Raw genomic sequence first — 14,145 nt, 5'->3', positions numbered from 1 at the left:
CCGTGGCGCCTCCCGTCCCCGACCAGCGGTTCGTCCCGCCTCGCCCCCCGCAGGCCTGGGCACCGCCGGCCCGACGCCACCCGGCGAGCCGCCCCGCGCCGGCGGCGCGGTCGGCGAGGCGGCGCCGAGCGCGCGGTCGGCCGCCTCCCCGGCGGACGAACCGGGGGGCCGGCGTGCCTCCTACCCGGCCGAGGAGGCCCCCGTTCCCTCCTCCGAGACGGCTGCCGCGCGGTCGTCCTCGTCCCCGTCCACCTGGGACGGGCGGGATCTGGCCCGCCACCGGGAGACCAGGCCGTGCCGGGGAGCGAGGAACCAGCACACCAGGAACGTCACCGTCGCGGTCAACACGATCATCCCGCCCGCCGCCAGGTCCAGCGCGTAGGAGAGGTACAGCCCCACCACCGACGACAGCGCCCCGATGGCCGGGGCCAGCAGGGTCATCACCCCCAACCGGTCGGTGAGCAGCCGCGCGCACGCCGCCGGGGTGATCAGCAGCGCCAACACCAGGACGTTCCCGACCGCCTGGAGCGAGATGACGATGGCCACGGTGACCATCGCGTAGAGCGCCATGTCCAACCAGAACACCGGCAACCCCACCGAGCGGGCGGTCTCCCGGTCGAGGCTGACGGTCACGATCTCCTTCGACAACGCGAGCGCCGAGACGACGACGGCCCCGCCGACCAGCGCCACCCCGAGCACGTCGGAGTCACCGATCCCCAGGATCGACCCGAACAGGAACGACTCGAGCGAACCGCTGTACCCCGGCGCGGTGCTGAGGATGACGATGCCGAGCCCGAAGGCACCAGCGAAGAAGACGCCGATGACGGTGTCCTCCCGCAGCCGCCGGTTCTGCGAGAAGACGGCGACCAGCAATGCCGTCACCAGGCCGGCGACCGCGCCCCCGACGACCAGGTTCGCCTGCAGCACGAAGGCCACCGCCACCCCCGGGAACACCGCGTGCGACACGGCGTCACCGATGAAGGCCATGCCCCGCAGCACCACGTGGGTGCCGATGACCCCGCAGACCACGCCGGACATGATCGCGACCAGGAACGCCCGCCGCATGAACACCTGGTCCCACGGTTCGACGAGGAAGTCGAGCACACCACTCACGTGTCCACCCCCAGGGAACGCAACAGCGAGGCCGAGCCGGCCACGCCGAAGGCGGCCAGCCACACCGACGGGTCCCGCAGCCCGGCGGGCGGCCCGTCGGCGATCACCGTGCGGTTGAGCAGGCACAACCGGGTCGACAGGCTCGCGGCCGCCGGCAGGTCGTGGGTCGTCATGAGCAGCGCCCTGCCCTCCCGACGCAGCGCCTCGAACAGTTCGGTGAGCAGCTCCTGGGTCGGCACGTCCAACCCCGTGAAGGGTTCGTCGAGCAGCAGCAGCTCCGGGCGCAGGGCCAGCGCCCTGGCCACCAGCACCCGCTGCCGCTGCCCGCCGGACAGCTCCCCGACCGGTCGGCGCCGGAGCCCGCCGAGCGAGACCCGGTCCAGGGCCTCGTCCACCGCGTCCCGGTCCACCGCGCCGGGGCGCCGCAACCAGCCCACCCGGTGGACCCGGCCGGTCAGCACGGCCTTCTCCACCGAGATCGGGAAGTCCCAGGCGAACTCGTGCCGTTGCGGCACGTACCCGACCGTGCCCCTGGCCCGGTCCGGGGTGCGGTCACCCAGGTGGATCGTCCCGGCACGCGGGGGGAGCAGCCCGAGGACCGCGCGCAGCAGGGTGGTCTTCCCCGCGCCGTTCGGGCCGATCAGCCCGACCAGTTCTCCCGCCGACACGGCCAGGTCCACGTCCCGCAGGGCGGTGCGGCCACCGAGGTCGACGGAGAGCCCGTCGACCCGCACCAGGGGTTCAGCCACGTCGGGTGCCCTCCCGTCCCTTCGAGCGGCGGTGCCACCACAGCCCGGCCACCACGAGCACCAGGGCCGCGCCACCGACCACGATGGCCAGCACCACGGGACCGCCGGTCGAGCCGCCCTCGCCCGCGTCCGGGCCGCCGGCGTCGGGCGCCGGATCGGAGGGTTCGGCGTCGTCGCGGGTCAGCTCGGTGTCGAAGGCCGCCTCGGGATCACGCCCGCCGGCGAAGAACCGGAGGGTGCGCCGGTCGCTGACCTCCTCCCCGTCCGCCAGCCGCGCGCTCATCTCGATGTCGAGCAGGTACGCGCCGGGTTCGAGGAACGCCCAGTTGCCGTGCACGTGCGTGTTGACCTCGACGCCGGAGGCCTGGGGGAACCCCTCCCGGCTGTCGAAGACGGGGTCGGGCTCACCGAAGCTCCCGTTGAGGAACAGGGCGAACTCCCCGGGCCCCTCCACTCCGTGCAACGACCAGGTGACCTCCCGGGCCACGCGGGTGGCCACCTCGGCGTCCTGCGTGTTCCACCCCGGCCACAACACCCCCTCCACCTGGGCCTGGGGCAGCAGCCAGACCTCGTCACCGGGCGCGCCGAGGAAGGAGAACGCCTCATCCTCGGGAACCTCCGCGGTGGCCAGGTCGGTGACGTGCAGCACCACGTCGTCCAGGTCCCGCCAGGCCGGCGGGTCCACGGTGTCGTCGCGCACCCGCAGCACCCAGGCCCCGTCCTCGAACCGGGGTCCGATGTCCACGTGGCCGTCGGAGATGACCACCCGCTCGCCCCCGGTGTCGGGGGCCTGGGAGGCGAGGCCCACCGGTGCCACCGCGACAGCGAGCACCCCGACCACGCCCGCCACCCCGATCCCGTCCCGGCCCCGCATCACGCGCCTCCCAGGCAACGACGCAGCTCGTCGGCGTTGTGCCGCATCATCTCGACGTAGCTGCCGACGTCCTCGCCGAAGGCGTCCCCGTAGAGGGTGCAGACCTCGACGCCCTGGTCCTCGGCCACCTGGGTCAGGACCGAGGTGCGCCGCACCAGGTTGGGTTCCATGAACACGGCGGGCACCTCGAGGTTGCGGATGGTGTCGGTGAGGGTGTTGACCTGCCGGACGCTGGGTTCCTGCGCCGGGTTGGGCACCACGAACCCGGCGACGGTCAGGTCGTAGGCGTCGGCGAGGTAGCCGAAGGCGTCGTGGGTGGTGATCAACTGGCGGTTGTCCTCCGGGATCTCGGCCAGCGTGCGGCGCACGTGGTCGTGCACCTCGCCGAGCTCGTCGAGGTAGGCCTCGGCGCGTTCGTGGTACGTCCCGGCGCCGTCCGGGTCGGCCTCGGCCAGGGTGTCGCGGATGTGTTGCACGTAGGCCCTGGCGTTCTCCACGTTCTGCCACAGGTGGGGGTCGATCTCGCCGTGGACGTGCTTGCCGAGCACGGCCTGCGGCAGTTGGAAGACCAGCGCCCCGGGTTCTCCCAGGAAGGAGAACCGCTCGTCGCCGGGCACCTCCTCCCGTGCCCGGTTGGGGACGTCGATCACGGCGTCCTCGGCGGGGACGACGAGCTGCTCGGCGCCGGCGGCGCCCGAGTCGGTGTAGGCGTAGAGCTCGCCGGTGTCGAGGTCGACGGTCAGGTCGGTGTGGCCGTCGTCGAGGATGACGGCGTCCCCCTCCACCTCCACCGTGTGCGGGTCGACCCCGACGGCGAAGGTGAAGGTGTCCCGCCCCAGCTCCACCGGGGCGCCCTCCCCGGTGTCCAGGGCCGCCTCCAGGCCAAGCCGGTACACCCCGGGCTCGGTGAAGGCCCAGTTCACGTGGGTGTGCGCGGCCGGTGGCAGGACGGCGAGGTCGGTGTCGTCGAAGCCGTTCGCCGAGTCGTAGTAGACCTCCGGGGCACCCAGGGTCTGGGTCAGGTAGACCGCCAGGTCCCCGGGGCCCTCGAGCGCGGTGGCCCGCAGCTCGACCCGGGAGGAGCGGGTGGCGCCGTGTTCCTCACCGTCGCCGCGCACGCGGAGCCCGAGCCAGAGCACGTCGAGCCCGATGTTCTCGACCAGGGGGATGACGCGGGCGCCGTAGCTCTCGGAGATCTCGGCGAGCGAGACGTTCAGGGAGTCCTCGGGCAGGTTGTTGTCGATGGTGCGGATCAGCGCCTGCTCCTCGAGGAGGAGGTGGTTGGTGAACGCCACGTCGGCCCTGGTGACGCGTCCCGCGTCCGTCGGGGTGGGCTCGTAGGAGTGGGGGTCGCCACCGGGAGGCACCAGTGAGCTGCTGCTCACCCGGTCACCGCCCACGTTGGCCACCAGGTCGGCGATGATCTCGGTCGTGCTGATGACGACGAGCTCACCGTCGTCGGCGCCACTCGCTCCGGCACAGGCCGAAGTCGCCGTCAGCAGTGCCGCGGTCGCGACCGCGCACACCGCCCGTCGGGGAACGAGCATCGCGGTGTCCTCGTCTTCCGCCGGCGGTGCCGGCACTCGCTGGGTGGGTGGTCGTCCTACGTGGTCGGTGCGTTGGCGGGGCGTCTCGTGCCCGGCCCGCCGGGCCTCGGCGCTCCCGGCGTCGCGTTCCCGGTTCATCCGGTCGGGGTGCGGGAGCGGGTCCGGCCGAACCACCACACGAGGCCGCCGAGCACCAGCAGGAGCCCGCCGAGCACCGCCAGCGGCAGGGCCGATCCGGTGCCGGTCCAGGCGAGGCCGCCGCCCCCTCCCTGGGGACCGCCGCCTCCGGGGCCGTCGCTCCCGGGTCCGCCGCCGGGACCACCGCCACCCGGGTGGGACGGGGCGGTCGTGGTCGGCGGCGGGGTGCCACCCGGATCACCCGGGCCGGGGGGTGGGGAAGTGCTGGGTGGTGGGGTGGGACTCGGCCCCGGATCGTCGCCCTCCCCGCACCGGGGCACCGAGGTCACGTCCACCTCGCCCACCGCGACGGCCAGGGTCCCGCCGTCCGAGGTGGACCCGCCCGCCGGGGTCGTCGCCGACATCGTGAAGGACAGGCAGTAGACGCCCTCCGCCGTGAACGCCCAGTTGGCGTGCGCGTGCTGGCCGAGGGGCACGTCGAAGCCCGTGGGGAGCGCGTCCCGGCTGTCGAGGACCGGGTCGTTCGGCCCGAACGTCCCGTCCTGGTAGAGGACGAAGGCCCCCGGCCCCTCCGCCGCGGTGAGCCGCCAGTGGACCGCCCCGGCGAGCTGGTCGGGAAGGATCTCCTCGGTGTTCCACCCCGGCCACAGCACCCCCTCCAGCTGGGTCTGCGGCAGGATCCACACCGGGTCGCCGGGCCCACCCAGGAAGTCGTAGGCGGGGGCGTCGGGAACGGTCGTCCCCGAATCGGGGTTGGCGTGGAAGAGCACGTCCTCCAACTCGCGCCACTCCACCACGCCGGGGGTGGTGCCGTCCTTGACGGCCATCCTCAGCTCGTCCTCCCGCACCTGCGCGGCGACGTCCACGTGGCCCTCGTCGAGGACGACGAGCTCGTCGGAGGGTGGCGGCGTCGGGGTGTCCGGCGGTGGGCCGTCGTCGTCCCGGCCGCAGGGTGTCACCGCCGAGGGGTCCGCGTCCCCGGCGACCACCGTGACCAGCTGTCGGTCGGACACGGCGCGCCCGTCGGCCCGGGTGGCGCTGACCTCCACGTCCACGCAGTAGGTGCCGGCGCCCACGAAGGCCCACTCGCGGACCTGCGTGCCGTGCGCGCGGGTCCGGACCGACGCGTGCTCACCGCCGACCGTGTCGAGGATGCGCGTGCCACCCCGTCCCACCGCGTAGAACGCCACATCCCCCGGGCCGCCGGCGTCGTGCACCCGCCAGGTGAGGGTCCCCCCGTCGACCTGGTCGGGCAGGACGTCGGCGGTGTCGAGACCGAGCACCGGCCAGCCCGCGCCCTGGGTGGACCGGAACCGCCAGTACCGCTCGCCGGGCTCCCCCAGGAAACCGGTGAACCCCGACGCGGGCACCGTGGCCGACTCGGTGGTGTGGAGGACGACGTCCGAGGGGGAGTGGTACCTCGGGTCGGTGGCATCGCGGTTCGACCGGACGTCGAGACGGAGTTCGCCATCGACGAAACGCGCGCTCAGCTCGGAGGAGGTGTGGCCACCGAGCACCACCGGGTCCCCGGCGGGCTCGGTCGGCGACTCCCGGGGCTCCCGCTCCGGAGCCGGGCCCGACCGGCCACAGGGGACGACCTTCTCCGCCGCGACGTCCCCCACGGCGAGCGTCAGGCGCTGCCGGTCGGACACCGTCCTCCCGTCGAGCAGGGTGCCGCTGGCCGAGAACGTCAGGCAGTAGACGCCCTCCTCGGTGAACGCCCAGTTGGCGTGGGTGTGCGCCGGAACGCTCATCATCCGCACGTTGGGGCTGCCGCCCCGGCTGACGAACACCGGAGGCGCGCCGTCCCTGGCCGCCGACGACAGGTACATCGCCAGGTTCCCCGGCCCGGTGACGTGGTCGAGCCGCCAGTCGAGGCTGCCGAGCACCACCTCCTCGTGCCAGCGGATGTCCGAACCCCACCCCGCCCACAGCACGTCGGGCCGGCTCGTCTGCGGCAGCAGCCACATCGGATCACCGGCCGGGCGGCCCAGCCAGTCGGCGACGGAGCCCTCGGGGATCGTCGTCCGCGAGGCGGTGCCGGCGTGGAGCACGACGTCGTCGAACTCCCGCATGACCTCCTCGTCGTCGTGCAGCCGCGTGCCGTCGCGCAGCTGGAGGCGCAGCTCGTCGTCGACCAACCGGGGGTAGACGGCGTCGACGTGCCCCCGGTCCAGCACGAGGACCGGATCCTCCGGCGCCGGCTGGTCCGCGCCGCAGGTCCGCACCTCGCCGGGTGAGACGTCCCCGACGACGACGGTGAGCACGTCGAGGCCGGTGACCTCGGCGCCCGACCCGGGCGTCGCCGTCGTCCGCACCCCCAGGCAGTAGGTGCCCTCGGCCGAGAAACTCCAGGTCAGCCGCTCGTCCCGATCCGGCGGGTACTCGTGGACGTCGGGTAGGCCGTCCCTGCTGTTCCACCGGACCGCCGAGGGCGGGCGGTCGCCGGTGGCGGTCACGAAGACCGCCACCTCGCCGGGCCCGCTGAGCGTCTCCAGCCCGAGGCCGACGCGTCCGGTGACCTCGGCGCGGTCGACGCCCCGGGTGCTCAGCGCGACCCGGGGCAACCCCTCGGCGCCGGCCGCCGGCAGCGTCCAGACGGCGTCCCCTGGATCGGCGGGGAACGGGTGGTGCGGGGGTTGGACGGTCTCGGCGGCGGCCGGGACGTGCAGGGCGGCTTCCGCCGGCCCGTACCGGACCGGCCCCTCGGGGTCGCTGGTATCGGTGAACCCCGCCGAGAGCGACGATCCGTCCAGCCTCGCCTGGAGTTCCACCGACCCCGTCGCCAGCAGCACCGGCGGGTCGGTCGCCTCCTGAGCTTCCAGCGAGCCCGCCGCGCTGCCCGACCGGGTGAGGGCCAGGGCCTCCTGTCCGAGGGGGCTCGCCGTCGCGAGGACGGCTCCCGGCAGCGTCGCCGTCGCCGCCGCGGCGATCAGCGCCGTCCAGGTCCTTCGGGTTCGTGGTGTCGTCGCACGCATTCTCACGTCGTTCCGATCACGTCGTAGGGGGCGCGGACGCCGGTCAGGGCCGGGCGGAGCCGCGCGCCGGGCGACCGAGGAGGAAGAGGACGGCACCGAGGGCGACGAGCGTTCCGCCGACGGCGGCCAGGGGGAGGAGCGTTCCCGGGCCGGTCTTCGCCAGCTTGTCGACGCCACCGCCCGGCGGGACCCGGGTCTGGTCGTCCTGGCCGCCACCGCCACCCGGCGGATCGGCCCGGTTCCCCGGGTCGTCGTTCCGGTCACCACCACCGCCGCCACCGCCGGCACCGCCGTCGCCGGGGTCGACCTGGCCCGGGTCGACGTCCCCCACGGCCACGTGCAGCACCCGCCGGTCGCTGACCGCCGTTCCACCGGCGGACCCGCTCATCTCCAGCGTCAGCTCGTAGAAGCCCTCGTCGGAGAAGGCCCAGTTCCCGTGGGCGTGGGTGCCGAGGGGGATGTCGAAACCGTCGGGTGTGCCGTCGGAGCTGTCGAAGAGCACCTCCGGCGCCCCGAAGGACCCGTTGACGAACAGCGCGAACTCACCGGGACCGTCCACGTCGAGCAGCGAGAACCGGACGGGGCCGTCCACGTCGTCGGTCGACAGCTCCTCCGTGTTCCAGCCGGGCCAGAGGATGTCGGCCTGCTGAGCCTGGGGGAGGACCCAGGAGTCGTCACCCGGTGCCCCGAGGAAGTCGAACTGGGGGCTGTCCGGAACCTCGATCCTGGCGGCCGGCGCGACGTGGAAGACCACCGTGGACAGTTCGCGCCAGTCCGTGCGCCCGGCGACCGTGCCGTCCTTGACCAGGATGCGGAGGTCGTCGTCGATCAGCCGGGCCCCGACGTCGACGTGACCGGCGTCGAGGACGACCGGCCCCCGCTCGCCGCTGATGGGCGGCGGCTGTTGGCGCTGGGCCGGCAGCAGGCGGGGCGACGGGTCATCGGAGGTGGCCGGTGGGGGCGGTTCGGTCGGGGAGGGCGGCGGTGCGGGGAAGTCGTCCACGGGGGGAGGCGAGGCGGACGGGGGCGGTGGTGTCGGGTCCGGCGGGGTGGAGGACGGCGGGGGAGGAGCGCTCCCCGCCGGGACGAGGTCGAACGAGTAGGTGGCGTCGGCGAGCAGCGCACCGCCCGAGGGGGAGCGCGCCTCGACCTCGAGGTCCACCTCGTACCGGCCGGGGTCGGTGAACGCCCAGACCAGCTCGCCCCGAGCCCCCGTGGGCAACGCGCCTTCCGCGACGTCGTCCCCGGCCGACGCGGTGGAGAACAACGGCGTCGGGTCGCCCCTCCCCTCCGGGTCGCTGCCCCCCGGGGTGAAGGCCGCGAGCGCCCCCGGACCCCGGACAGCCAACAGGCGCACGGTGACCTCGTCGGTGAACCCGCCACCCAGGCCGGTAGTGTCCCACCCGAGGCTCGTCGCACCGGGACGCGGACCGCCGGTGCCGGCCCCGTTCGGCAGGAGCCAGACCTGCTCACCCGGGTCCCCGAGGAAGGAGTGGGCCGCGTCGTCGGGCACGACACCCGCGAGGGCGTCCGCGTCGGCGACGAACCGGACGTTCTCCGGCGCGGTGACGATCTCGTCGCCCGACTCCTCGGCGCGGACGAGGAGCTCGATGCCCTCGGGAGCCTGCCGTGGCGCCAGCAGGTCCACGTCGCTCGTGGTCGGATCGAGGTGGAGGGCGGGCTCCTCGTCCTGGTTCGCGTGCGAGGCCAGCGGTGGCGCGGCGAGGAGGCCGGCCACGACCAGGCTGGTGAGCGTGGTGTGTCGTGCGGTTCTCACGGTGGTGTCCTTCGGACGGCTTCCAGACGGGACGGACGACGGGGACGCGCTCGGCGACGCCGGGGCACCGGTCGTCGGCGCGAGGGGAACGGCGGCAGGTTTCGTGGGTCCGGGCGGCGGGGTCCCGGGGGGTGCCGTCTCGACCGGTCAGGTGGCCGCCGTCGTCGCGGGGTGGCTCCTGTCGTGGTCGTTTCGGCGTCCCCGCCCGGGTGGTGGCTGGCCGGGCGGGGACGCCGGAGCAGGACCGGTCGCTGGTGGGTGCCCGCCAGCGGTCAGGTCCGGGTCCACTCGGGACGTGGGGTCATGGCGACGGTCCGGCGGGCATGTCCTGGTGGTGACGTCTTCCCATCAGGACGCGGCCCCGCCTCCCCGGCCCGTCGCCCGGCACGGCGGGTGGGTCAGCCGACGACGAACTCCAGGGTCGCCTCATCCGTGATGGTGGCCCCATCGACCAGGGCCGAGACCTCGAACGTCAGGAAGTACTGGCCGGCGTCGGTGAAAACCCAGGCCGGGTGGTAATGGGCGTCGGGGCCCAGCGTCAGCACGTCCTCGGAGTCGAGGCCGTCGAAGGAGTTGAACACGACGCTCAGGTCGTCGGCGTCCCACAGCCCGATGTCGCCGGGACCGGACAGGCCGGTCAGCGCGACGTGCACCTGGTCGTCGTCGGTGTCCCCGGGGGCGAGGTCGTGCGCGCTGAAGCCGGCGAAGAGCACCCCGTCGGTGGCCTCGGCCGGTAACACCCAGGCGGCCGAGCCGACGGGAGCGCCGACGAAGGCGCTCTCGGCGGTGATGGTGCCGGCGGCGTTGTCGTTGACCTCGAACACGACCTCCGACGGCTCGAAGGACTGCCCGAGGTCCTCGGCGTGGACGTGCACGTGGAAGTGGTCACCGTGGAGGTGGACGTCGATCACGTCCACGTGTCCCTCCGACAGGGTGGTCTGCGCGTAGGCGGGGGTGGCACCCGCCAGGAGCGCCGCCGCCGCCACGGCGACGGCTCCCACACCCACGCGATTACGAACGTGCATCACGGTTCCTCTCACAGGTGATCAGGACAACCAGACTGTATTGAAAATGAAAACGATTGTCATTAGTCCGGATGGAGTGCTCCCGATCGCCCGGTTCGACCAGTCGGGCCCCCTCGTACCCGGGCGGCGGCACCACGGTGTGAGGTGCCGCGCGACCACGTCCCCGTCCGGGCTCGGGGGAGGAGTCGGGCCGGCCGGTCGACTGGACGCCACGTCGGGGCGGGGCGTCCGGACCGACCAACACGACTGGTGGGCGCGGACGCACCGGCTCCCCGCGCTCGGCCACCCTCCCCTCGGGGTGCGCCCGCGCGACGTGGCCCAGCTCGACGCCACCGAGGTCGCCGGCTCCGGCCGCCATCCCGTGGGCCGCGCGTCCGGGTCCCGTCTCCCCGCCCCCGACGCGACCGTCAGCCCCGGGCGAACCCGCCGGCCGCCGGGCACCCGCTCCCGGCGGGTGAGAACCGCGCGATTTGCCGTTTCCGCAACATCCCTTGCTCCGGGTCCCGGTCGCTCCGCAGGCTGTGCGCGGGCACACCCGGCCCACGAGCACGTCTGAGAGGACCAGTGTGGCGATGACCACCTACGACGCGAACTTCTGGGAGAAGCAGTACCAGTCGGCGGACCCGTCCTGGGGCACGACACCGAACGCGCCGGTGGTCGCGACGATCCCCCGGCTACACCTCCAACCCGGGCGCGCCCTCGAACTCGGCGCCGGACACGGCGGCGACGCACTCTGGCTCGCCGCCCAGGGATGGGCGGTGACGGCACTCGACGTCGCCCAGACCGCGGTCGACCGGATCGCCCGCCGCGCCGCCGAGGAGGGACTCGCCGCCAGGGTGACGGCCGTCCGCCGCGACGTGACGGTTGACCCCCTGCCCACCGGCCCGTTCGACCTGGTCTGGGGGAGCTTCTTCTACGCACCAGACCGGGAGGCCGTGCTGCGGCGGGCGGCGGAATCCGTGAACCCCGGCGGCGCGCTGCTCATCGTCGACCACGGCTCGGTCGCACCGTGGTCGTGGAGCTCGGCGTCGGACCACGAGCTCCCGACCCCGGCCGAGCTCGCCGAGTCACTCGGGCTCGGACCGGACTGGACCCCGGAGGTGTTGGAGGCCCCGAAGCGGATCGCGACCGGACCGAACGGCCAGCGGGCCGAGGTGACCGACACGATCGTCGGCCTCCGCAGGGCGCAACAGCCCTGACCGGAACGGCGCCCGCGTCCACGAGGACCGGGATCCCACGGAAGGCGTCGCACCCGCGCGGCCGCCACCGGCATCCACGGTGGACGCGCGGGACATGGGGGTGCGCGGGGACGTGCCAGGGCCTGGGGGACGGCGTGGGACGTGCCGGGACGACCAGCCCGTGGTGAGGGACGCCACTGGACCAGCCACGTCGGCACCTCGTGACGAGCCCTGCCCAACCCAAGCCGCCGACGAGGTCGTGGTGAGCGCCGACCAATGAGTTCCCGGTGGGGCCGAAGCGCCTCCTCCGACGTACGGCCCCGAACCCGGGCCGGCAGGGAGGCGACCGCCGGCCTCGCTCGCCCCTCCTTGCGAACGAGGCCGGATCACCACGCACCCGGCGCGGGAGCGGTGACCTGGCCGGTCAGGGGCGTTCCCGCCCTCCCACGCCCGACTCGCGCCAGGCGTCGAAGGCACCCCGGCACCCGCCGCCGGCTCGCCCCCGCTCACCCGAGGGTGTGGCTGCCGGGGGGTCGGCCAGCGCTGCCCCCGGCAGCCCCGACCCACCCGATCGCGTGGGGTCAGTCGGCGGGCGGTCCCCACCTCCACCGCCCGACCGGAGACGACACCCCTCAGGCGGCACGGAGGTGGTCGGCGACGAGCCGGCCGAGCCGGGCGTGACCACGCGGGGTGAGGTGCACCCGGTCCGGCGCGATCAGCGGACGTCGCGAATCGTCCTCCGCCACCGAGGCGGGGAACTCGTGTTGCAGGTCGAGATGACCGCAGCCGGTCTCGGCGGCCACGTCGGCCATCGCCTCGCAGTAGGCGAGCCACCCGGGGCCGGGCATGTCGAGCCGGCAGTGCGGGGCGAGCAGCAACACGCTCGCGTCCGTGACGGCGCGGTGCTGGCTGATGATGGTCCGCAGGTTGGCCGCGAAGGTGTCCGCGGAATGCCCGTACCGCCAGTCGTTCGACCCCATCGCCACGATCAGCAGGCCGGGGTCCAGGGTGCGCACCCTGGTCAGGTGGCGCTCCACGTCAGCGCCCGAGATCCACCGGTCCGTGGCCGACCCCGACAGGCCACCCGAGTACACGCGGACCCCGGCACCAGCCCACTGGTCGTGGCGGAACGCACCCGCGACCACCACGGCGTGTCCCGAGAGCGCCTGGATGCGCACCCGGTGATCCCCGAGCTGGAGTCGCGGGGACACCCACCGGCCGGTCGCCGTGCGAGGAGGGGCCGAGGGGTCCGGTTGGGACACCGTGTGCGAGTGGCCGTCGATGACCACCCGGAACCGGCCGCCGCCCTCCCCGGTCATGAACAGGACCGAGACCGCCTCACAGCGCGGCATGACCCGCTCGATCCACGCCTCGGAGCCCAACCGCATCGCCCGCTGACCCAGGTCCGTCGGCGTGGTGGTCGCCGGCCCGCCCGTCGCCCACCCGTGCGCCCAGGACGCCGACGGGTAGTAGATACCGTTCTGCCACGGCAGGTGCGCGGCGAGCATCCCGGGAAAGCCGGCGACCGCCACCGGCTGGTGGGTGGGCGTGACGCCCGTGTGTCCTTCCATCGTCGACGAGCCCACGGTGACCACGTTGACCGCGCGCGCCGGGGCTTCGTCCCGATCCAGGGACCAGCGACGTAACGAGGGGCCGTTCACCCTTGTCCTTCCTGTTGGTTCTGGTTCTCCCACGGCGGGACGCGTCGTCGCCCCACCGCGTCGCGACAAAGCTGGTGACAGCGGAGAAAGCGGACACGCCGGCTGCGACCGCTGCATCATCCGAGGCCGCGCAGCCGAACGCAACAGCCGCCGAGCAGGCTCGCGCACGCCACCGACCGAGACGACCGAACCGAGAACCAGCCGCAGCCACCCGCTTGCGCGGGGCTTTCCCGCCCTCGTTCGGCGGCGCTGCACCCCGGCCCGGCTCACCCCCGCTTGTGCGGGGCTTTCTGGTGATCCGCACCACCGGTACTGGACCGTACTGGGTTTGTTGGAGGCCGTGCACCCCAGAAAGGGATGAGGAGGATCGGTTTCTCGAGGAAGCGACCGCCCCACTTTCCATAGGGGCTTTCTCACGCTGATGGACGGTTACGCGATGGTGGCCACGGTGGTCACCCGCCGGTCCAGAGCGTCGAGAACCATCAGCTGGGCGGGGCCGACGCCGTAGGCCGGCGACGGCAGTATCCGCGGCTGCGGCCCTCGTTGACCTTGCTGGGACCATGAGGACATGGCTTACGCCCTTGTCGTTACGACGACCGACTCCGTTGAGGCAGCTGAGAGCCTGGCGCGCAGTGCGGTAGACGAGCGGTTGGCAGCGTGTGCGCAGATCGTGGGACCGGTCACCAGCGTGTACCGCTGGGAAGGGGAGGTCCAGACCGACCGGGAGTGGCAGGTGGTCTGCAAGACCACGGGCGCTGCCAGCGAACGGTTGGTCGAGCACCTGCGTTCTGCTCACAGCTACGACGTGCCTGAGGTCATCGTCGTCCCGATCACCTCAGGCAACCCTGCCTACTTGGCATGGATGGACGAGGAGACAACCTAGACTCCGGCGAACTCCGCTGCCAGCCTGGGAGGAAGGACCGCGCGCAGTTCCTGGATCTGCGCGCGCGCCAGACTTGCTTCGGTTCGGATCGCGAGGGTGCGGGCGGCGCGAGCAGGATGACAGGCTCGGTCGTAGTCCGCCGACCGAGCGGCGCTTCGCGCCAGATGGGACAGTGCCGACGCGCGGACCCTGTTCTCGGACGGGCTCATCGCTGACAAGCCT

At 73.5% G+C, this 14,145-nt stretch carries 10 protein-coding genes; 2 read left to right on the top strand and 8 right to left on the bottom strand.

What is annotated here, in order from left to right:
- Positions 1-180: 180 nt before the first annotated feature.
- The 7 genes from C1701_RS02185 to C1701_RS02155 all read right to left on the bottom strand — a co-directional run bounded on the left by C1701_RS02185 (position 181) and on the right by C1701_RS02155 (position 10,201).
- On the bottom strand, positions 181-1,113 hold the full coding sequence (locus C1701_RS02185) for an anchored repeat-type ABC transporter permease subunit (protein WP_245588964.1): 933 nt from the start codon (positions 1,111-1,113) through the stop codon (positions 181-183).
- Positions 1,110-1,862, bottom strand: a complete 753-nt coding sequence (locus C1701_RS02180) for an anchored repeat-type ABC transporter ATP-binding subunit (protein WP_026420566.1) — start codon at positions 1,860-1,862, stop codon at positions 1,110-1,112. The genes C1701_RS02185 and C1701_RS02180 overlap by 4 nt, the downstream gene beginning before the upstream one ends.
- A complete protein-coding gene (locus C1701_RS02175; RefSeq protein WP_103055439.1) occupies positions 1,855-2,736 on the bottom strand; it encodes a TIGR03773 family transporter-associated surface protein in 882 nt (293 codons plus the stop codon). Before C1701_RS02175 ends, C1701_RS02180 begins: the two co-directional genes overlap by 8 nt.
- Entirely contained in the window at positions 2,736-4,421 is a 1,686-nt protein-coding gene (locus C1701_RS02170) for an anchored repeat ABC transporter, substrate-binding protein (protein ID WP_337662086.1), read from the bottom strand. The genes C1701_RS02175 and C1701_RS02170 overlap by 1 nt, the downstream gene beginning before the upstream one ends.
- Entirely contained in the window at positions 4,418-7,399 is a 2,982-nt protein-coding gene (locus C1701_RS02165; protein ID WP_103055438.1) for a choice-of-anchor M domain-containing protein, read from the bottom strand. The genes C1701_RS02170 and C1701_RS02165 overlap by 4 nt, the downstream gene beginning before the upstream one ends.
- A gap of 43 nt (positions 7,400-7,442) precedes the next feature.
- Positions 7,443-9,176, bottom strand: a complete 1,734-nt coding sequence (locus C1701_RS02160; RefSeq protein ID WP_103055437.1) for a choice-of-anchor M domain-containing protein — start codon at positions 9,174-9,176, stop codon at positions 7,443-7,445.
- 398 nt (positions 9,177-9,574) lie between these two features.
- Complete coding sequence (locus C1701_RS02155) at positions 9,575-10,201, bottom strand: choice-of-anchor M domain-containing protein (protein ID WP_337662085.1); 627 nt, start codon at positions 10,199-10,201, stop codon at positions 9,575-9,577.
- Between the two features lie 572 nt (positions 10,202-10,773).
- On the opposite strand from C1701_RS02155, the gene C1701_RS02150 reads away from it, so the two are divergent.
- Positions 10,774-11,400 (top strand): SAM-dependent methyltransferase, encoded by a 627-nt coding sequence (locus C1701_RS02150; RefSeq protein WP_026420561.1) that lies wholly within the window; start codon positions 10,774-10,776, stop codon positions 11,398-11,400.
- Between the two features lie 611 nt (positions 11,401-12,011).
- Here the strand turns inward: C1701_RS02150 and C1701_RS02145 are convergent.
- Positions 12,012-12,950 carry an SGNH/GDSL hydrolase family protein gene (locus C1701_RS02145; protein WP_162182641.1) on the bottom strand — a complete coding sequence of 313 codons (939 nt, stop codon included), beginning with the start codon at positions 12,948-12,950 and terminating at the stop codon, positions 12,012-12,014.
- A 658-nt stretch (positions 12,951-13,608) separates the two neighbouring features.
- Between C1701_RS02145 and cutA the strand changes: the two genes are divergently transcribed.
- Entirely contained in the window at positions 13,609-13,923 is a 315-nt protein-coding gene (gene cutA, locus C1701_RS02140; protein ID WP_026420559.1) for a divalent-cation tolerance protein CutA, read from the top strand.
- Positions 13,924-14,145: the final 222 nt, after the last annotated feature.

Origin of the sequence: Actinoalloteichus sp. AHMU CJ021 (genome assembly GCF_002895405.1) — a bacterium.
Classification (GTDB): Bacteria; Actinomycetota; Actinomycetes; order Mycobacteriales; family Pseudonocardiaceae; genus Actinoalloteichus_B; species Actinoalloteichus_B caeruleus.
Note: the sequence above shows the minus strand (reverse complement) of the source record. Positions and strands in the feature narration are given on the sequence as shown.

What these genes read in the sequence shown, in the direction of transcription:
- C1701_RS02145 (WP_162182641.1), bottom strand. Translation starts at nt 12,950, where the DNA reads ATGGAAGGACACACGGGCGTCACGCCCACCCACCAGCCGGTGGCGGTC.
- C1701_RS02165 (WP_103055438.1), bottom strand. Translation starts at nt 7,399, where the DNA reads ATGCGTGCGACGACACCACGAACCCGAAGGACCTGGACGGCGCTGATC.
- C1701_RS02170 (WP_337662086.1), bottom strand. Translation starts at nt 4,421, where the DNA reads ATGAACCGGGAACGCGACGCCGGGAGCGCCGAGGCCCGGCGGGCCGGG.
- cutA (WP_026420559.1), top strand. Translation starts at nt 13,609, where the DNA reads ATGGCTTACGCCCTTGTCGTTACGACGACCGACTCCGTTGAGGCAGCT.
- C1701_RS02175 (WP_103055439.1), bottom strand. Translation starts at nt 2,736, where the DNA reads ATGCGGGGCCGGGACGGGATCGGGGTGGCGGGCGTGGTCGGGGTGCTC.
- C1701_RS02155 (WP_337662085.1), bottom strand. Translation starts at nt 10,201, where the DNA reads ATGCACGTTCGTAATCGCGTGGGTGTGGGAGCCGTCGCCGTGGCGGCG.
- C1701_RS02150 (WP_026420561.1), top strand. Translation starts at nt 10,774, where the DNA reads ATGACCACCTACGACGCGAACTTCTGGGAGAAGCAGTACCAGTCGGCG.